This is a genomic window from Dokdonia sp. MED134, from assembly GCF_000152925.2.
In the GTDB taxonomy this organism is placed as follows: Bacteria; Bacteroidota; Bacteroidia; order Flavobacteriales; family Flavobacteriaceae; genus Dokdonia.
Window position 1 is genome coordinate 1,540,865 of the sequence record NZ_CP009301.1, and the last position, 18,914, is coordinate 1,559,778.

Below are 18,914 nucleotides of genomic sequence, written 5' to 3' on the forward strand. Positions count from 1 at the left end.
TTCGCGAAAGCGTAATACAACACTCCAGCGTAAAAAATCTTACAAAATGAAAATTTCTAATTTACTACCTTTCAATCTCATCAAATAAACCTCACTCCTTGAGCACCCTAATGTACATATCTGAAATTATAGCGGCACTTGTGGCAACTATTTTCTTCTACAAGTACAAACACCTACCTATAAAAACGATACTGTACATACTCTGGATAGCCGTTATTACCGAAGGTATGGCTAGAGTTTACTCACATTACTACCACAATAATCACTGGGTATATAATCTGTATGCGTTCTTGTTTTACACCTTATTTTATAAAATGATTTATGATCATATAAAAAATAAAACCAGAAAACGACTCGTACTAGTTATTGCTACTATAATGATGACCGCAGTAATTATACGAGGTTTTACTGTGCCTGTAATTACATTCTATATGAGTAAAACGTATAGTATCGCAATGGTGGTAATGGTGTTTTTACTTATGATTTATGCCGTAGAGCGCCTTAAGAGTGATGACAGTTTGCGGGTAAAAAATGAGCTAGCGCTTTTTGTTTTTACAGCTTATCTGGTTTTTGGTATTTCCTTTATTCCTCTGGCTCCTTTTTTGACAGGGCAGATGGACTTTAACTACTCCAGAGCTATGCTAGATATCTTGAGGGGCGTACAGACTGCGGCCTTACTGTTTGCAAATGCCTTACTTGTTTTTGGCTTTATATGGACAAAACCAAGAGCAAGAGAAGTCTTATAAGAGAGCTTTCTAGATGCAAATTTTAAAGCTCATACTGTAAACTAAAGGGCAAATGCCCTATGGTGAATGCGTACCAAAATAAGTATCTTGAACTCTTAATTTAATCACACCCCAATAGCAATCTATGTTTCTGATTCAAGATCAAGATAGCGGCACTCTTTTTATAGTGCTTGTTGCCATCACCATTTTACTACTACTGCTGGTTGTTGTTGTAGTGCTATTTTCTGTTTTTATGAAGCGTAAAAACAGCTTACTGTTAGAACAAGAAGAGGCAAAACAACGTTTTGAAAGAGAAATTACAGAAACGCAGATAGAGATACGTGAGGAAACGCTACGTAACATAAGCTGGGAGCTACACGATAATATAGGGCAGCTACTTACACTAGCAAAAATACAAACACAAAACTCTGGTGGTAGCCAGCAAGATCTAGACGAGGCAGTAGCAACCATAGGTAAGGGTCTTACTGAGATACGAGCGCTATCAAAACTCATAAACCCAGAGGCGCTTAAAAATATGTCTTTACCAGAGGCACTTAACCTAGAGCTAGAACGCTTTGAGAGAATGTCTTATCTAAAACCATCGCTCAAAATATCTGGCAGCCCAATAGAAATAGATAAAAAGATTGAGACCATTATCTTTAGAATATTGCAAGAGTTTTTTACAAACACCATAAAGCACTCTAAAGCTACGCACCTAGATGTACACCTCAACTATAGAGGTGACACCGTACTCATTACCGTAAAAGATAACGGAGTAGGTTTTGATTATGAAAAAGCCAGAGCAAAAAATGGTATAGGCCTTACTAATATAGAAACACGCGCAAAGCTTATAGGCGCTACCATACAATATATGTCACAAGTTAATGAGGGCACAACGCTATCACTTAACTATAAAACACAATCATTATGAAAACAATAGTTATTGTAGATGATCACACATTACTTAGCCAGGCCATAAGTGGCTTAGTAAATTCATTTAAAAATTTTAAAGTGCTTTATACCTGTAAAAATGGGCAAGAACTACTAGACAACCTTAAGTTTGAAAACAAGCGTCCAGACATCGTCCTTATGGACGTAAATATGCCTATTATGGACGGTATTGAGGCTACTACAAATCTCAAAGAGCTCTATCCAGACATACTAGTGCTTGCGCTCTCTGTAGAGGAGGATGATCATACTATTTTAAAAATGATACGCGCAGGTGCAAAAGGTTACCTCCTTAAAGACACCGAAAAAAAGGTGTTAGAAAACGCTCTTAATGAGCTTATCATAAATGGGTATTACCATACTAATACCGTGAGCCAGCTTCTTGTAAAAAGCTTAGATGGAGATAATAGAGATGAACTTAGGGATAGAGAAATAGAGTTTATAAAACACGCCTGCACAGAAATGACTTATAATGAGATTGCTTCTGTAATGTTTTTAAGCCCTAAGACGGTACAGGGATATAGAGATAGTGTGTTCTCAAAACTAAATTTAAAAAACAGAACAGGTCTTGTTATTTATGCACTTAAAAATGGCTTGTTTAAACCTTAACTACACATATTATATGGCCTACCAAACCTCCATAAATATATGATTTGTGGAGGTTTGTTTTTTTAGTGGATGTATAAATACACCCATCTTTATACATTTTGCATAGACACAAAATAATAAAAAGGGAGGCCTTCCCCCAAAAGCCTCCCGCTTGCTATCAAATACTAAATTCTATTGCTAGAACTACGATTCATTTGGATGGCAAGTTGTTAGGTATAAAATTAGATGATATTTGTTCTTTTAACAATATTATAGCGCGTTTTTATTAGGGGTAAATGCCCTATTTTATAACACTATTTTTTAAGGTTATCTCTACTAGCAAAGTTAAGCAACACATCCATAAAAACCTTATAATCAATATCTTTCATATTTTTATAACGTAGAGATCTTAGATTTTTTCTTTTTTCACCTCCCACAAGTACCTCTTTATGAACAGTTATTTGCACTCCACGCGGAAAACCCACGTCTATAAACGACTTTCTAAAGTTGAGAAAACAAAACATTTTACCATCTAGCATATAAAATGGTAAATTCCATTTATAGGTCTCCTCTACCTCAGGCACGGTACTTTTTATAATAGCTTGTAGCTCTATAAGCATTGTACGCCAGGGCTCTGGTTTTGAGAGTATATACGCTTGAGCAGGATTCATTACTTACTTGATTTTGGTAGTCATAATGGTTTTATCTACGCTTTCGCGAAAGCGTTATATGATTCATTCTTCCATACATACACTATGATAACAGCTTAAGGGGTGTAATGATGTCAAAATATCAAAAAAAACTATGGTGATGAATGCTTATCTTTCGCCTAATATTTCTCTTAAATATAAGACAAATTATACATTCTTATGATAGACTTATCAGGATTAGACATAGCCATTATTGCGCTACTTTTTATCATCATACTAGGTGTTGGGTTTTATGTAGGTAAAAGCGCCGGAAAAAACACGACTCAATATTTTCTATCTGGTCGCAGTATGCCCTGGTGGTTGTTAGGCCTATCTATGGTTGCTACAACCTTCTCTACAGATACGCCTAATCTGGTGACAGATATTGTGCGTACTAACGGTGTGTCTGGTAACTGGGTATGGTGGGCATTTTTAGTCACTGGACTGCTTACCGTTTTTGTGTATGCAAAGCTGTGGCGCAAGTCTGAGGTAAAGACAGATATTGAGTTTTATGAGCTGCGTTATGGCGGTGCTCCGGCGCGGTTTTTAAGAGGTTTTAGAGCCATCTATTTAGGTATTGTTTTTAACGTACTGGCTATGGCGGGTGTAACCCTAGCTGCCATAAAAATAGGTGAAGTGATGCTAGGTCTTGACCCAGTAACAACCGTGGTAGTAGCTGGTGTGATTACTGTACTCTTTAGCGCCATAGGAGGGTTTAAAGGTGTGGTATATACAGATTTTATATTGTTTTTTGTGGCGATGGCAGGAGCCTTTGGCGCGGCATATTATATTGTAGGTATGCCAGAAATAGGAGGGCTTGAAGCGCTTATTACACACGATAATGTAAAAGATAAAATTAATATTCTTCCAGATTTTAATAATACAGAGATGCTCATCACGTTACTTATTATACCACTAGCAGTACAATGGTGGAGCTCTTGGTACCCAGGATCTGAGCCTGGCGGTGGTGGTTATGTTGCACAACGTATGCTCGCTGCCAAAGATGAAAACCACGCCATAGGTGCAACTTTCTTTTATAACATTATGCACTACGCGCTACGCCCCTGGCCGTGGATTCTAGTAGCACTAGCCTCACTTATAGTATTTCCAGACCTCGCAAGTATACAAGAAGCCTTCCCAAATATTTCTGAAGATAAGCTAGGGCAAGACCTTGCCTACTCTGCAATGCTCACAATGCTACCTAGCGGCTTGCTAGGCCTTGTGCTTGCATCACTATCTGCGGCATATATGAGTACGATAAGCACACACCTTAACTGGGGAGCATCATATGTGGTAAATGATGTGTATGCACAACAAATTAAACCAGAAGCGACAGAGAAGGAGCTAGTCGCTGTAGGTCGCATCACCACAGTGATACTTATGGTAGTGAGTGCGGGTATCGCACTGGCGCTTACTAATGCGCTACAGCTTTTTAATATCATACTAATGTTTGGAGCAGGTACTGGGCTCATCTTTATACTGCGCTGGTTTTGGTGGCGCATTAATGCGTGGACAGAGATAAGCGCGATGCTCGCCTCTGGTATCATTTCTATACTTATAGAATTTACCTCGCTGGGAGAAACGCTTTTTGGCACTAGCGGGATAATGCCTGGCTATGCTAAGTTTCCTTTTGTGGTGTTTACCTCAACGCTTATATGGCTTGTTGTCACCTATCTCACAAAACCAGAAACTAAAGAAACACTTTATGCGTTCTATAAAAAAACGCAACCAGGTGGGCCGGGCTGGAAAGGAATTGTCACCGCTGCAAACCAAGAAGGAGTTCCCATCGTACAACACACAGAAGCGTGGAGCGTGCCTATGGGAATAGTCGCAATGCTACTAGGCTGTGTATTAATTTACGGAACGTTGTTTACCACAGGTTACTTCATTTATGGCCAACTTACTAATGCACTCATAGGGCTTGGTTTTTGCTTCACTTCTGGAGCCTTACTGATTGCGGTTTGGAAAAAAATAAAAGGAAAAGTACTCTAATGAAATTATATCTTATTATCACCATATTGTGCTTGAGCCTAGGGCTGCAAGCACAAGAAACAACAGACATCTACAAGCAGGCTATTGGTCTTGTAAAAAAATCATCAGTTTTTAAGCAAACTGGTGCGACAGCAATTGCTACGGGGTCAAAAACTATAAGCTTTACAAACCAAGCTTATGCATTTTGGCTAGATGGTCTAGATACTCGTTTTAATGACAAGGATTTTGAAAACTTCTTTGGTGATTTATATCAACCTAAGGAGATAGAAAGCTTTAAAAAAGCTGGAGACAAAAGAAGATCACAATACCAGCTATATGTTTCTGAGACAGATACCGATCTGTTTGTGATAGAGATGCTTTCGCGAAAGCGTAAACGCAAAGCAAAGTATCCTAAGTTTTATCAAGGGCAAAGCATCTCATTCCTTTTTGAAAAAACGAGCAATGGAGGTGTGCGCCTCATTGAGACGTTAACCCTACAAAATAATTAGACAATGATAGATTGCCAGCCTATAGTAGATAAAACGTACAAGAAGGTACTCGCTATGGAAAATAGCGGCAATGTAGCAAGCTACATACCAGAACTTGCAAAGGTAGATGATACAAAATTTGGCGTATGTCTCACCACCCAGACCGGTGAGGTGTTTACTGCGGGTGATGCGACTGTAAAATTTTCTATACAGAGTATTGCAAAAGTGCTATCACTTAGTCTCGTGCTTTCTAAAATAGGTGATGACCTATGGAAACGTATGGATTTTGAACCCTCTGGAACTGCCTTTAACTCACTAGTGCAACTTGAGAGTGAGAATGGCATCCCTAGAAACCCGCTTATTAATGCAGGGGCTATTGTGGTATGTGATATTATTTGTGAGCTTTTTGATAACCCAAAAGAAGCACTGCTAGATTATATACGCGAGGTATCTGGTATAGAAGATCTTCAGTATTCTGAAAATATTGCTCATTCTGAGCAGCAAACGGGTTATCGCAACTTTGCACTTGCAAATTTTATAAAGTCGTTTAATAATATTAAAAATACCTGCGACCAGGTTACAGACCTATACTTTCACCTATGTAGTATCGAGATGACGTGTGAGCAACTCTCATATACGTTCGGCTTTCTTGCAAACCGAGGAAAGCAGTTTAACACAGGCAAAACAATTGTCACCCCCAATCAGGCGAAACGCATTAACGCCATTATGCAAACCTGTGGTTTTTATGATGAAGCTGGCGAGTTTGCTTACAAAGTAGGTTTACCAGGTAAAAGTGGTGTAGGTGGTGGTATGGTAGCCATACTGCCTGGTAGTTATGCAATTGCTGTATGGAGCCCAAAACTTAACAAACAAGGCAACTCCTATAGAGGAATGAAGTTTTTACAATACTTCACAGATGAAACACAGGATACGGTGTTTTAAAATATTACCACAGCTTTGCACCACATATGAATCAAATACAACCTTCCACACATCTCATTATCGCATTACTAATAACTATTTTACTCATAGTAGTTTTATGGTTTTATAAAAAGAAATTACTTGCCAGTCGTAAATGGTTATTTATAAATCCTATCCTTTTTTTATGCGTTTATTTTATTGTTGTGAGTGCTGCTTTATATCAAGACATCTCCCAACAGCTAACCTTGCAAAAATTTGATCTCAACCGTGACGGATTTTTCAGTGGTAATGAGATTACTCCACAACAATCTGAAGCAATGCAAAAATATGTTTCTGACACTGGTAGAACATTTTCGGTTATCTCTGGATTACTATTTGCGGGAACTATCACTATTATGATATCTCTAGGACGAGTTGTTATAAACATCTTCAAGTCCAAATGAAGATCTCCATTAAGTACATCACTCTCTTTTTAGTCCTTTTTGCTATTGAAGTAATTATAGCAACATACATACACGACGATTTTATAAGACCCTACTTAGGAGATACGATTGTTATTGTATTAATCTACGCCTTTGTGATGGGGTTTTTCTCTGTAGGTCACACCCTCTCAAGCAAGATTAAAGTTGCCTTTTATGTATTACTATTTGCATTTATAATAGAGGGATTGCAAGCCTCTTCTTTTATTTATAAGATAGGCCTAGCAGATCAAAAATGGGCACAAGTGATCTTGGGCACTTCTTTTTCTTGGTGGGATATTCTAGCATACATAGCGGGCTTTATCGCGATAGTATGTGCTGAATGGATTATAAACAAAAAGAAACTAGCTTCACACTAACGGCTTGCTAGCTCTAAGCATCTCACGCTTGCCTGGAGGTCCAGGCAGTCGCTCTACTACAAAACCTGCAGCTTGCATTGCCCTACGGGCAGCTCCTTGCGCACAATAGGTAGTAAGTACTCCTCCTGGTATTAAGGCTTCATACATTTTTGCAAAGATTTCTTCTGTCCATAAAGTGGGCTGCACTCTTGGGCCAAAGGCATCAAAATAAATAAGATCAAAAACATCACTATCTGTAATATCTTCAAAACGCTGTGTGCGCTTAGTGAGTGTAAAGTGCTCGTTTATTTTTTCTGGTTGCTCCCAGGCAACGTCGTGCATCTCATTATAAACTTTTGTAGCATCCTCTTCCTCTAGCTGGCTAGCATACTCCATAGCTTGGGCTTCTTCTTGAGAAACGGGATAAGCCTCTGCTCCTACATAATTAAAAGACACCTTATGTTTATGCACCTCATAATAGGTAAGCAAGGCATTGAGACCTGTACCAAAACCCATCTCAAGGATAGCTATCTCTTTTTTATCTGGGTAGGTAGTGACATAATGAGCAAGCCCAGTTCTAAGAAAAACGTGTCTAGCCTCTTGTATCGCACCGTGTTTAGAATGATACTGCTCATCCCAGTCTGGTATGTGTATGGTCTTTGAGCCGTCTGCCGTGGTAATTATTTCTCTTTTCATTTTTCTTTTGGAGTTATTGCTTTCCGCAACATATAAAAAAGGGCAGGCTTACACCCACCCTTTTTAAAACAATATCGAGTTACTTCTTACTCTGATTTAAGGAGAACACCATCTGCCATAAATCTTAATTCTCTCTGTGGCTCTGTTATGGCTGCAATCTCTTCTTCAGACTTGCCACCGTCTTTTGCCATATGTCTCAACTCATCTACAGATACTTCTTCTAGATATGCCTTGCCTTCTACAATAGCCTCTCCTCCATCTGTATCTGTAGGGACAAAAAATCCGTAATCTTTAAATTTTACAAATACCTGCTCCTCACCAGCTATATCCAGTCGCATCCAGCATCCTTTTGAGGCACAAACAGCGTTTACTGGAGCTTGAAATTTTACAACCGCCGTATCTCCTTCGGCAAGTGAAGCATATTTTTCGGCAATCTCACTTTTAGTTAATGTATTTTCTGGAGATATCGTTGCTCCATAGCTAGCATAATCGTTTTGAGCAATCGTTTGATTTGTAGCTAGTTCTTCTTTTTTTTCTGATTCCGCTTTCGCGAAAGCGTCATTACTCCCCTCTTCTCCTTGTTTACAACTTAGTAATGTCAAGAAAATTAAGAATATCGTTGCACATAGTTTCATAATCATTTGGTTTTAAGTTGAACATCGTAAAATTATGCAAAAATCAATCACCGAGTATGACAAATCACTAAATTTGTTACTATGGAAACAACCTCTACTCTTAAGATTACAAAGCGAGACAACAGTAAAATTGCTGATGTTGATTTTAATAACCTTGCTTTTGGAAGCGTTTTTACAGACCATATGTTTTCTGTAGAATATGTAAACGGGCAATGGCAGCAACCAGAAATAGTACCTTACGGACCTATCTCTATGGATCCTAGTGCAAAAGTTTTTCACTACGGTCAAGCTGTTTTTGAAGGAATGAAAGCTTTTAAAGATGATCAAGGAGATATCTTCTTATTTCGTCCAGAAGATAACTGGGAGCGTATCAATACCTCATCTGCACGTCTAGCAATGCCAGAACTTCCTAAAGAAGTTTTTATGGAAGGTCTTATGGAGCTTCTTAAACTAGACGAAGCTTGGATAAAAGCCGGAGATGGTAATTCTTTATACATACGCCCTTTTCACATTGCAACACAACCGGGAGTATCTGCATCACCATCAGACAGGTATAAGTTTATGATTATTCTTGCGCCTGCTCAATCATATTACTCTGGTGAAGTAAGCGTAGTATTTGCCGAAAAGTATAGCCGTGCCGCGAGTGGTGGTGTAGGTTATGCAAAAGCTGCAGGTAACTATGCTGCACAATTTTACCCTACTAATCTTGCAAAAGAAGAAGGATACCAGCAGGTAATCTGGACAGATGCAAATACACACGAATACCTAGAAGAAGCAGGTACGATGAATGTATTTTTCCGTGTGGGAGACAAACTTCTTACAGCACCTACTAATGATACTATCCTTAATGGTATCACACGTAAAAGTATCATACAACTGGCAGAAGCAGCAGGTATTACTGTAGAGGTAAGACCAGTAGCCGTAAAAGAGATTGTAGAAGCTGCACAAGCTGGTGAGCTTAAAGAAATTTTTGGCGTAGGTACTGCTGCAGTAGTAGTTCCTTTTAAGAGCTTTGCTTACAAGGGTGAAGATCACAAACTCAATGCACCAGAAAATAGTTATGGAGTACAGTTTAAAAAAGACTTAAACGACATACAATATAACCGCACAGAAGATAAATACGGCTGGAGAGTTGCTGTAAAGTAGTACTTCACCATACATAAACAAAAACCGGAATAGCAACTGCTGTTCCGGTTTTTGAGTTTCTACAAGGCTATTATACTAAGAGACTACAGACTTTTTATTACCTTGTAAGCATTAATAAAAACAACCATCTAGATTATGAGAAGAGGTAGCGGTCTTAAGATCAGGTTACTTATAGGAGTTGCCATTGTTGCATTTGCACTTTTTAAAAACTGTAGCAACAAGGAAGAAAATCCTTATACGGGTAAAACCCAAAGCATCACAATGTCTCCAGAAGAGGAGATTGCCATAGGCTTACAACACGCGCCTGCTATGGCAGAGCAGCACGGAGGCTTACATCAAGACCAGCAGTTACAAGCTTTTGTAGATCAAGTAGGTCACAAGCTCGTACAAGAAAGTATGGCTAGAGAGACACCTTATAACTATGATTTTCATTTATTGCAAGATGAGCAAACGGTTAATGCATTTGCATTACCAGGTGGCCAGATTTTTATCACCTATGCCCTACTCTCAAAACTTGAAAATGAAGATCAGGTTGCTGGAGTACTAGGTCACGAGATAGGTCACGTACTAGGTAAACACAGTGCAGAGCGTGTAGCAAACTCAGAGATGTGGTCTACCATCTCTATGGGTGCAGAAGTAGGTGGAGGTATGGGAGGCGCAGCAGGTGCCATAGGTCAAAACATATTACTAGGTAATGGTCGTGATGACGAGTTAGAGAGTGATGATCTAGGCGTGCGTTTTATGATACGCGCTGGTTATGACCCGTACCAGATGATAGGCGTGATGAAAATACTCAAAGCTGCAAGTGGTGGTAGCCGCCAACCAGAGTTTGCAAGCACACACCCAGATCCAGAAAATCGCATAGAACAAATCAAGGAGAGCATCCAGAAATATGGTTATACGGGACCAGCGACTATGTAATAATATACTCGCAACCGTTTTCGTTAAAACCCCTTTAAAACCTCGCACCCGCGAGGTTTTGTTTTTATCTTTACTACTCAACCTAAGACGATGAATAAAAAAACAATCCTAATGATACTAGATGGCTGGGGTATGGCTCCAGACAAGAAAGTATCTGCCGTAGACCAGGCACAAACGCCTTTTATAGATAGCCTTTACAATAAGTACCCGCACGCACAGCTACTCACCCACGGTGAGAATGTAGGCCTGCCAGAGGGCCAGATGGGTAATAGCGAAGTGGGCCATATGAACCTAGGCGCAGGAAGGATTGTTTATCAAGACTTTGCTAAGATCAATAAAGCACTTAAAGAAGATACGCTCAAAGATGAGCAAGCGCTTAAGGATGCTTTCGCTTTCGCGAAAGAAAACAACAAATCTGTTCACTTTCTCGGTCTCGTTTCTGATGGAGGTGTACACTCACACATTGAGCATCTTAAAGGACTTATTCTCGCTGCCGAAAATGCAGGAGTGCCACAATCTTTCATTCACGCTTTTTCTGATGGCAGAGATGTAGATCCAAAATCTGGAAAAAAGATGATAGGTGATATTTCTGCTTTCGCGAAAGCGCATAACGCACAACTAGCATCTGTCATAGGTCGCTACTACGCAATGGACAGAGATAAACGATGGGAACGCGTTGCACTTGCATATAATCTAATTACCAAAGGAGCTGGAACACCTACTAAAAATATAGAACAAGCTATACAAGCCAGTTATGACGCAGGTAAAACAGATGAGTTTATAGATCCGCTTTTTGTGACTCAAGATGGTGAGACCATCTCTACCGTACAAGAAGGTGACGTGGTGATTTTCTTTAATTTTAGAACAGATCGCGGTCGCGAACTAACGGAAATGTTATCTCAAAAAGATTTTGCAGAGCAAGACACAAAAAAGCTTGACCTGTATTATGTTACAATGACTAACTATGATGACACCTTTAAAGGCATTAAAGTTATTTACGACAAAGACAACCTCGTAAATACCCTTGGTGAAGTTCTAGAAAGCGCAGGCAAGAAACAAATACGCATCGCAGAGACAGAAAAATATCCTCACGTAACCTTCTTCTTTTCTGGAGGGCGTGAAGAACCTTTTGATGGAGAATCTAGATTGCTAGCTCCCTCGCCAAAGGTTGCCACTTACGACTTGCAGCCAGAAATGAGCGCTTTTGAGATACGTGACAAAATTGTTCCAGAAATAAACAAAGGAGACGTAGACTTTGTGTGTCTTAACTTTGCAAATCCAGATATGGTAGGTCATACGGGTGTTATGGAAGCCGCAATAAAAGCCTGCGAGACAGTAGACAGCTGTACAAAAGATATTGTAACCGCCGCCGAAGAAAATGATTATACTGTAATCATCATTGCAGACCACGGTAATGCAGAGGTGATGATCAACCCAGATGGATCGCCTAATACGGCGCACACGACAAATCCAGTACCGGTGATACTAGTCGATAAAGACATCAAGAAAATCAACAATGGTATTCTATCTGATGTGGCTCCTACAGTTTTAAAATTGCTAGGCGTACCACAACCAGATGTAATGGATTGTGTACCTTTAATCTAAAATATATGAAAATGAAAAATATCTTTTATACAGGGTTGCTAGCTGTAGTTCTTGTAAGCTGTAATACTTCAAAAACAGCTACAGAAACCCAGGCAACGGCGCCAAAAGAAGAAAAAGCTACAGTGATTGCAAAAGGTAATAGAATTGAAAAACCTACGACCCCTACAAAACCTGCCTTACCTGCAAGGCCTGCTCCTAAAGTAAAGACAATGCTCGTGGGTAAGGAAGATCGCACAGCACTAGAGCAACCACCATTTGGAAGCTGGTACAACACAAACTATGCACGGTATAAAACTGATGATGCACTTATACCAGAAATCACAAAAGAGATAGAAGGCGTTACTATAACAACTTTTATGGGAACTTGGTGTGGAGATAGTAAGCGTGAGACACCTCGTATGTTTAAAATACTAGACAATGCGTCTTTTAGCAAAAAAGACCTTACGTTAATTACTGTAGATCGCACAAAGAAAAAGCCTACGGAATTTACAGCAGGAAATAACATTATACGCGTTCCTACTTTTATCTTTAAAAAAGACGGAAAGGAAATAGGTCGTATCGTTGAGCGTCCTGTAGAAAGCTTAGAAGCAGATATGCTTAAAATTTTAAAAGGAGAATCTTACAAACACGCATATGAAAATTAAAATAATCGCTCTTGCCACTCTTACCGTACTATTAACAGCTTGTAATGAGCACAAAACAGTAGAGCAAGTTACCGAAGAGCTAGAAGAAAAAGTAGCTACAGAAGCACCTCTAGAGGAAGAAGCGCCTATACTTATAGGTGAGTTTAAAAGAGATACCCTCGAGTCTCGTGCTTATAATAAATGGTTTATACAGAGTTATAAAGATCACACACTAGATACAGAGAGTCTTCCTGCTTTAAAAAAGGGGCTTACAGATGTACGTGTCACCGTATTTATGGGAACCTGGTGTGAAGATAGCCAGCGTGAGGTACCTGCCTTTTTTAAAATACTTGATGAAATAGATTACGATAGTGACCTTATTCATATAGTAACCGTTTCTGAAGATAAAACAGAACCTGCAGAGCTAGTAAATCACAAAGAAATAACAAATGTTCCTACTTTTATATTTACTAAAGATGGTAAGGAACTAGGCCGTGTGGTTGAGTATCCGTTAGAAAGTCTAGAGAAGGATATGGTAAAAATACTCTCAGGTCAAGAATATAAACACGCTTATGCGGAGTAATATGAACAACCTTTAGATTATCAAAACCCTTCATAATTTATGAAGGGTTTTATTTTTTAATACTTGTAAAAAGCTAGGCAATATTCTTTAGTTTAGCCACATTAACATTAATCAAAAAACACAATTAATTTATGGAATGGTATTTAAAGGTAGTACGAGATAACTATGCAAATTTTGACGGTAGAGCACGTCGTCAAGAGTACTGGATGTTTTATTTATTTAATATGATATTTACTTTCTTAATGTATATCCCTTTCATAGCAGGAGCAGCGATGGAGAGTGAAGCTCTTATGATGGCAGGCGGTTTATTGCTTATGCTTTATATACTTGCGATAATAATACCATCTATAGCCGTATCGGTAAGAAGACTACACGATCAAGATAAGAGCGGCTCTTGGTACTTTGTTGCCTTTATACCTTTTATAGGAGGTATCTGGCTTTTAATATTAATGGCAACAGAAGGAACACACGGACCGAACCAGTATGGACCAGACCCTAAAGGTGATCTTATTCAGTAAAGAACAATAACTACTTTAAAAAGGGCTTCTATAAAACTTATAGAAGCCCTTTCTTATTATATAAACGTAACCGTAGTTCTTTTTGTAATTTTGCATAAAATTTTAAGTGATTAAAGAAACAAAAACCATAGCGGTAGACTTTGACGGTACCATTGTAGAAAATGCGTATCCTAAAATTGGTAAGCCATTATTATTTGCTTTTGACACACTTAAAAAGTTACAGCAAGAAGGAAATTCATTGATCTTATGGACCTATAGGTCTCAAGATAAACTAGAAGAAGCTGTAGCCTTTTGTAAAGAAAATGGACTCACCTTTTATGCGGTAAATAAAAGTTATCCAGAAGAAGTAATGAGCCCAAAAATAAGCCGCAAGATAAATGCAGATATCTTTATAGACGATAGGGATGTAAGAGGAATGTTAGGCTGGGGAGAAATCTATCAGAAACTGGGCAAAGGGCAAGAACAAACGCAAAGCCTTAAGGCAACACAGAAAAAAAAGAAAACACCAAAAAAGAAAAAATCTAAAGGTGGCTTTATGGCACGTATAGAAGAGCTTTTTAAAGAAGATTAATAGCAATGGCAATCATACAAAAAACCAGAGAAGAAATAGAATTGATGCGTGAGAGCGCCCTTGTAGTATCACGCACACTAGGGATGCTAGCTGGTGAAGTAAAGCCAGGTGTTACCACGCTCTACCTTGACAAACTAGCAGAGGATTACATAAGATCTCAAGACGCCATACCCGGATTTTTAGGGCTTTATGATTTCCCAAACACGCTATGTATGAGTCCTAATGAACAGGTTGTACACGGTATCCCAAACGATAAGCCACTTGTAGAAGGTGATATTATCTCTATAGATTGTGGTGCTATAAAAAACGGATTTTACGGTGATCACGCCTATACGTTTGAGGTAGGTGAAGTAAGCCCAGAAGTAAAAAAACTACTTGAGGTAACTAAGCAGTCTCTTTATGTGGGTATAGAACAACTCAAAGTAGGTAACCGCGTAGGTGATGTAGGATATGCTATTCAAAAATTTACCGAAGACCACGGTTATGGAGTTGTACGTGAGCTCGTAGGTCACGGTCTAGGTACTACAATGCACGAAGACCCAGAAATGCCTAACTATGGTAAACGTGGTCGTGGTAAAAAGTTTATAGAAGGTATGGTAGTTGCCATAGAACCTATGACTAATATGGGAACAAGAAACATAAAACAGCACAATGACGGCTGGACAATCACCACTCGCGATAATCAACCTAGTGCTCACTTTGAGCACGACGTTGCCATTGTAGATGGTAAACCTGAGCTGCTATCTACGTTTGCATACATTTACAAAGCATTAGGCATAGAGAGTGATGAGGAAACTCCTTTTCGCCAGCAAGCGCTAGTATTATAAGCTTTGAAGAAAATTTTCAAATTTTTCTTAAATGCCATCCCTCGACCTTTATTAATCAGGTTGAGTTATGTGGTGCGACCACTACTGGCACTTACTCTTAAGGGTAATCGCTATCAAGACCCTATAGATGGTAAGACCTTTAAAAAATTCTTGCCTTATGGATATGGCACTCCTAGAGAAAATGTACTCTCACCATCTACCCTTTCGCTAGAGCGTCACAGACTTTTATGGCTGTGGCTACAGCGTGAGACAGATTTTTTTAAAGCAGAAAGAAAAGTACTTCACTTTGCTCCAGAGCAAGCTTTTTATAAACGCTTTCGCGAAAGCGCACACCTAGATTACACCACCACAGACCTTAACTCTCCACTGGCAGATGTTAAGGCAGATATTTGTGATTTACCATTTGCCGAAAATAGTTTTGACCTCATTTTTTGTAACCACGTGCTTGAGCACATACCTGATGATACAAAGGCGATGCAAGAGCTATATCGTGTGTTGAGCCCTGGCGGGATGGCGATATTACAAATCCCTCAAGAATTAAATAGAGCAACCACCTTTGAAGATAACACCATCACAGACCGTGATGAGCGCGCAAAAATCTTTGGACAGTACGACCACGTGCGCGTGTATGGTAGAGATTATTTTGAAAAGCTTAGAACCATAGGTTTTAAGGTAGACGAAGTAGATTATACAACTATACTAACCCCAGAAGAGGTAGACCGTTATCGTCTTGCCCCTGGCGAGATTATACCTGTTTGCTATAAGTAGTAGTTACTTCTGTATATATTGGTTAAAACCAGAAGTCATAAAAACACCTCCATCATACACGAGATAGGCTTCTATATTTTGACCTTTTAAGGCCTCCTTTGAGCGCTCAAGCCCCATTGCCATACAAGACGTAGCCCAGGCATCTGCCGTGGCACAATCATCTGCTATAATGGTTGCACTGAGTACATCACTACGCTCTGCAGAACCCGTAAGTGGGTTTATAGTATGTACGTATTGTTTACCCGTAGCTTTGTCAACGCGATTCTTTCGGTAGTTTCCTGAGCCAGCCATTGCTTTGTCTGTAAGGCTTACGAGAACTGATGCCGTTCTGTCAGTCACTTTAGAATCTAGATTTTCTATTCCTACTGTCCAGCGCTGTTCTTTATTGAGGTTGGTCCCTGCAGCCACTATCTCTCCGCCTATGTCTACGAGGTAGTTTTTGAACCCCTTTGAACCCATATAAGCTGCCACTCTATCTACTCCATACCCTTTTGCAATGGCATTAAAGTCAAAATAAATAGTTGATGCGGTCTTGCTTATCGTTCCATCTTCTTGTAATTGTACTTTACTCCAACCTACATACTGCATTAATGAGTCTAATGTAGGCTCATCTAATGTTTCAAAGGCTTCTGTATCCCCAAATCCATAAGCATTGCGCAATGTGCCTACTGTAGGGTCAAAGTAGCCTGAGGTGGCTTTATTTAGCTTTCGCGAAAGCGTAAATACATCCTTAAACATAGCATCTACAACAACGGTGGTATCGCCTCTATTTATTTTTGAAATATCACTTTGCGGAATGTACGTGCTTAGTGACTGGTTTACCGCTGCTACCACAGAGTCTATACCCTTTTTAATTTGTGGAGCCTCTGCTACCTCTCCAAAATATTTTACTCCATAACTAGTACCAAAGGCGTTACCTGCGATTGTAATTTCGTCTGGGGTTTGTGACTGTTTACAAGCTAGAAAACTTACAGCAATAAGAAGTGATAAAAGTATGCGCATTATTGTATCTCTTGAAGTCCGTTATAAATCTCTCTGTAAGCCGCATCTTTTTCTACCGGCTTTTGATAATTGTCTCCGTGACCTAGTCCTACCCCAGCATAAAATGTACGTGCTTCAAACTTGAGTGCGTGATCACGCATTTTTATCATAAAAGCTTCATCATACACATTTGCATCTTCTGGAAATGTACGTGCTCTTACGATTACAAAATGTAATTTTTTATCCTTGAGAGCCACAAACTGCGGGTCCTTTTTAAGCTTAGAATTTACTGCCATAAACTCAAAGCCTTGACTCTTTAAATCTTCTCCTACGATGTTCATCGCTAGGTTGTGAAGCTCTTGTTCTGTAAGAAGTTCTGCCATATTACAAAGATAATTATTGCAGTTCTTACTTTACACATTTGCTCTTATTATTAAGACTATAGAGACTACTTACTTTTAAAGTTGTTTAAAAAATCACTGCGCTTGTTACGGGATACAGGCACCTTATTATTTTCTGTAAGTTGGACGTACCCCTCATTGAGGTAAGAAATGATATGATCTAAATTGATAAGGTGCGATTTATGTACTTGATAAAACGTTGTTTTATCTAACATCTTTACAAAGTGGCCTATACTATTAGAACTCAACATAGTTTTACCTTCTTCTAAATAGAGTTTTGTATACCCATCTACTCCTTCACACCGTATGATGGACGGTATAGGGATAAACTCTAGTCCTTTTTGAGTGGGCACTACGATCTTCTTTTTTTGAAAATTTTGAACCCCTAGATTTGCGATAAGCTGCTTGTTTTTGGCCAAAGAATCCTTATGCTCTACGTTTTGAATAGCCTTGTGGACCGCCGTGATTAGATCATCCTTATCTGCTGGTTTTACTATGTAGCCTATAGCACAATGGCGTATTGCCTCGATGGCATACTCATCATAAGCAGTTACAAAAATGATTTCAAACGCTGGATTTGGAATAGACTTGAGCATATCAAAACCTGTCATCTCCGGCATTGAGATATCTAAAAATATCACATCTGGCTGTAACTCTTGTATTTCTGTAATGGCATTTTTGGGGCTTTGACTCTCTCCCACAATAGTCAATTGCGGACAATACCTCTCTAGCTTAGAACGTAAGATAGCAAGCGCCTTGCGCTCATCATCTACTAGGTATGCTCGTATATTCATCTTCTATGGGTTTAAAAATTAAAGTAGCTATCGCCCCCTCTGTATCTTCTCTATCTTCTAGTGTGTAGCTTACTTTCCAAGTATTACTGTATTCTAATAGATTGAGACGATCTTGCAATACGCTAGACGACCTGTTATTAAGTTCTTTGCCGCTGTTATCAAATATTGCTTTAGACTTTACTAGTCCTATACCATCATCTATTATAGTGACTTTAAAAGAGTCTTCACTCACGTAGCCAAAATGAATCGCAACAGTACCAGTAGTAGCTTTGTGAAAAATACCGTGATTTACAGCATTTTCAACTATAGGTTGCAACAACATTGTGGGTATAATGTCTTCCTCATCAAGCTCGGTATCTTTTGTGATGCTATAGTTAAGCTTGTCCTCAAATCGTAATTGCTCAATAGAGAGATAATTTTCTAATAAGGATATCTCTTGCGCTATGGTAATATGACGCTTTCGCGAAAGCGTAAAAAACGACCGTATTAATTTTGAAAACTTAGTCAAATAAATCTCAGACAGCTCTACCTCATTGCGCTGTATATAATACTGAATTGCATTGAGAGAATTATGCACAAAATGCGGATTCATTTGTGAGCGTAGCGCTTGGAGTTCTAGGGCGTGTTGTTGTCGCTCACTCATTATCTGATTCTCATATTTTTCTTTAACCAGTTTATTTCTCTGCTTTATAAATACT

The 18,914-nt window shown here is 39.1% G+C and carries 24 protein-coding genes; 17 read left to right on the top strand and 7 right to left on the bottom strand.

Annotated features, from left to right (window positions below; genetic code table 11):
- Positions 1 to 110: 110 nt before the first annotated feature.
- From MED134_RS06875 to MED134_RS06885, 3 genes are all read left to right on the top strand, one after another.
- The gene (locus tag MED134_RS06875; RefSeq protein ID WP_038597388.1) at positions 111 to 746 is read left to right on the top strand and encodes a hypothetical protein; all 636 of its coding nucleotides are present in this window, start codon (positions 111 to 113) and stop codon (positions 744 to 746) included.
- A gap of 124 nt (positions 747 to 870) precedes the next feature.
- On the top strand, positions 871 to 1,656 hold the full coding sequence (locus MED134_RS06880) for a sensor histidine kinase (protein ID WP_021778101.1): 786 nt from the start codon (positions 871 to 873) through the stop codon (positions 1,654 to 1,656).
- A complete protein-coding gene (locus MED134_RS06885) occupies positions 1,653 to 2,282 on the top strand; it encodes a response regulator transcription factor (RefSeq protein ID WP_021778100.1) in 630 nt (209 codons plus the stop codon). Before MED134_RS06880 ends, MED134_RS06885 begins: the two co-directional genes overlap by 4 nt.
- Before the next feature lie 293 nt (positions 2,283 to 2,575).
- On the opposite strand, the gene MED134_RS06890 is transcribed toward MED134_RS06885, so the two are convergent.
- Positions 2,576 to 2,932: a DUF1801 domain-containing protein gene (locus MED134_RS06890; RefSeq protein ID WP_021778099.1), complete on the bottom strand. Its 357-nt coding sequence runs from the start codon at positions 2,930 to 2,932 to the stop codon at positions 2,576 to 2,578.
- Positions 2,933 to 3,130: 198 nt separating this feature from the next.
- Between MED134_RS06890 and MED134_RS06895 the strand changes: the two genes are divergently transcribed.
- Genes MED134_RS06895 through MED134_RS06915 form a run of 5 tightly spaced genes read left to right on the top strand, consistent with a single transcriptional unit; the run spans position 3,131 to position 7,168 of the window.
- Positions 3,131 to 4,942 (top strand): sodium:solute symporter family protein, encoded by a 1,812-nt coding sequence (locus MED134_RS06895; RefSeq protein ID WP_021778098.1) that lies wholly within the window; start codon positions 3,131 to 3,133, stop codon positions 4,940 to 4,942.
- Positions 4,942 to 5,430 carry a hypothetical protein gene (locus MED134_RS06900; RefSeq protein WP_021778097.1) on the top strand — a complete coding sequence of 163 codons (489 nt, stop codon included), beginning with the start codon at positions 4,942 to 4,944 and terminating at the stop codon, positions 5,428 to 5,430. Before MED134_RS06895 ends, MED134_RS06900 begins: the two co-directional genes overlap by 1 nt.
- A 3-nt stretch (positions 5,431 to 5,433) precedes the next feature.
- Positions 5,434 to 6,351, top strand: a complete 918-nt coding sequence (locus MED134_RS06905; RefSeq protein WP_021778096.1) for a glutaminase — start codon at positions 5,434 to 5,436, stop codon at positions 6,349 to 6,351.
- Positions 6,352 to 6,377: 26 nt separating this feature from the next.
- A complete protein-coding gene (locus tag MED134_RS06910; RefSeq protein ID WP_021778095.1) occupies positions 6,378 to 6,773 on the top strand; it encodes a hypothetical protein in 396 nt (131 codons plus the stop codon).
- Positions 6,770 to 7,168 (top strand): DUF2809 domain-containing protein, encoded by a 399-nt coding sequence (locus MED134_RS06915; RefSeq protein ID WP_021778094.1) that lies wholly within the window; start codon positions 6,770 to 6,772, stop codon positions 7,166 to 7,168. The genes MED134_RS06910 and MED134_RS06915 overlap by 4 nt, the downstream gene beginning before the upstream one ends.
- On the opposite strand, the gene mnmD is transcribed toward MED134_RS06915, so the two are convergent.
- The gene (gene mnmD / locus MED134_RS06920) at positions 7,160 to 7,843 is read right to left on the bottom strand and encodes a tRNA (5-methylaminomethyl-2-thiouridine)(34)-methyltransferase MnmD (RefSeq protein ID WP_021778093.1); all 684 of its coding nucleotides are present in this window, start codon (positions 7,841 to 7,843) and stop codon (positions 7,160 to 7,162) included. The two genes, MED134_RS06915 and mnmD, sit on opposite strands and share 9 nt — an antisense overlap.
- 86 nt (positions 7,844 to 7,929) lie before the next feature.
- Complete coding sequence (locus MED134_RS06925; protein ID WP_038597391.1) at positions 7,930 to 8,478, bottom strand: DUF4920 domain-containing protein; 549 nt, start codon at positions 8,476 to 8,478, stop codon at positions 7,930 to 7,932.
- 81 nt (positions 8,479 to 8,559) lie between these two features.
- On the opposite strand from MED134_RS06925, the gene MED134_RS06930 reads away from it, so the two are divergent.
- The 9 genes from MED134_RS06930 (at position 8,560) to MED134_RS06970 (ending at position 16,040) form a co-directional block, all read left to right on the top strand.
- Complete coding sequence (locus MED134_RS06930) at positions 8,560 to 9,624, top strand: branched-chain amino acid aminotransferase (protein WP_021778091.1); 1,065 nt, start codon at positions 8,560 to 8,562, stop codon at positions 9,622 to 9,624.
- Between the two features lie 135 nt (positions 9,625 to 9,759).
- On the top strand, positions 9,760 to 10,545 hold the full coding sequence (locus MED134_RS06935; protein ID WP_021778090.1) for a M48 family metalloprotease: 786 nt from the start codon (positions 9,760 to 9,762) through the stop codon (positions 10,543 to 10,545).
- A gap of 90 nt (positions 10,546 to 10,635) precedes the next feature.
- The gene (gene gpmI, locus MED134_RS06940) at positions 10,636 to 12,150 is read left to right on the top strand and encodes a 2,3-bisphosphoglycerate-independent phosphoglycerate mutase (RefSeq protein WP_021778089.1); all 1,515 of its coding nucleotides are present in this window, start codon (positions 10,636 to 10,638) and stop codon (positions 12,148 to 12,150) included.
- 11 nt (positions 12,151 to 12,161) lie between these two features.
- Positions 12,162 to 12,794, top strand: coding sequence for a thioredoxin family protein (locus MED134_RS06945; protein ID WP_038597394.1), 633 nt, complete (start codon positions 12,162 to 12,164; stop codon positions 12,792 to 12,794).
- Positions 12,784 to 13,356 carry a thioredoxin family protein gene (locus tag MED134_RS06950; RefSeq protein ID WP_021778087.1) on the top strand — a complete coding sequence of 191 codons (573 nt, stop codon included), beginning with the start codon at positions 12,784 to 12,786 and terminating at the stop codon, positions 13,354 to 13,356. The genes MED134_RS06945 and MED134_RS06950 overlap by 11 nt, the downstream gene beginning before the upstream one ends.
- Positions 13,357 to 13,487: 131 nt before the next feature.
- Entirely contained in the window at positions 13,488 to 13,874 is a 387-nt protein-coding gene (locus MED134_RS06955; protein WP_021778086.1) for a DUF805 domain-containing protein, read from the top strand.
- A 109-nt stretch (positions 13,875 to 13,983) separates the two neighbouring features.
- Positions 13,984 to 14,445: a BT0820 family HAD-type phosphatase gene (locus MED134_RS06960; RefSeq protein ID WP_038601003.1), complete on the top strand. Its 462-nt coding sequence runs from the start codon at positions 13,984 to 13,986 to the stop codon at positions 14,443 to 14,445.
- Positions 14,446 to 14,450: 5 nt separating this feature from the next.
- Positions 14,451 to 15,272 (top strand): type I methionyl aminopeptidase, encoded by an 822-nt coding sequence (gene map / locus MED134_RS06965; protein ID WP_021778084.1) that lies wholly within the window; start codon positions 14,451 to 14,453, stop codon positions 15,270 to 15,272.
- Positions 15,273 to 15,275: 3 nt separating this feature from the next.
- On the top strand, positions 15,276 to 16,040 hold the full coding sequence (locus tag MED134_RS06970; RefSeq protein ID WP_021778083.1) for a class I SAM-dependent methyltransferase: 765 nt from the start codon (positions 15,276 to 15,278) through the stop codon (positions 16,038 to 16,040).
- 3 nt (positions 16,041 to 16,043) lie between these two features.
- Here MED134_RS06970 and MED134_RS06975 read toward each other — a convergent pair whose 3' ends face one another.
- From MED134_RS06975 to MED134_RS06990, 4 genes are all read right to left on the bottom strand, one after another.
- Positions 16,044 to 17,042: an FAD:protein FMN transferase gene (locus MED134_RS06975; protein WP_021778082.1), complete on the bottom strand. Its 999-nt coding sequence runs from the start codon at positions 17,040 to 17,042 to the stop codon at positions 16,044 to 16,046.
- Positions 17,042 to 17,404, bottom strand: coding sequence for a hypothetical protein (locus tag MED134_RS06980; protein WP_021778081.1), 363 nt, complete (start codon positions 17,402 to 17,404; stop codon positions 17,042 to 17,044). The genes MED134_RS06975 and MED134_RS06980 overlap by 1 nt, the downstream gene beginning before the upstream one ends.
- A 65-nt stretch (positions 17,405 to 17,469) precedes the next feature.
- Positions 17,470 to 18,216: a LytR/AlgR family response regulator transcription factor gene (locus tag MED134_RS06985; protein ID WP_021778080.1), complete on the bottom strand. Its 747-nt coding sequence runs from the start codon at positions 18,214 to 18,216 to the stop codon at positions 17,470 to 17,472.
- Positions 18,188 to 18,859, bottom strand: coding sequence for a sensor histidine kinase (locus tag MED134_RS06990; protein ID WP_202807058.1), 672 nt, complete (start codon positions 18,857 to 18,859; stop codon positions 18,188 to 18,190). Before MED134_RS06990 ends, MED134_RS06985 begins: the two co-directional genes overlap by 29 nt.
- Positions 18,860 to 18,914: the final 55 nt, after the last annotated feature.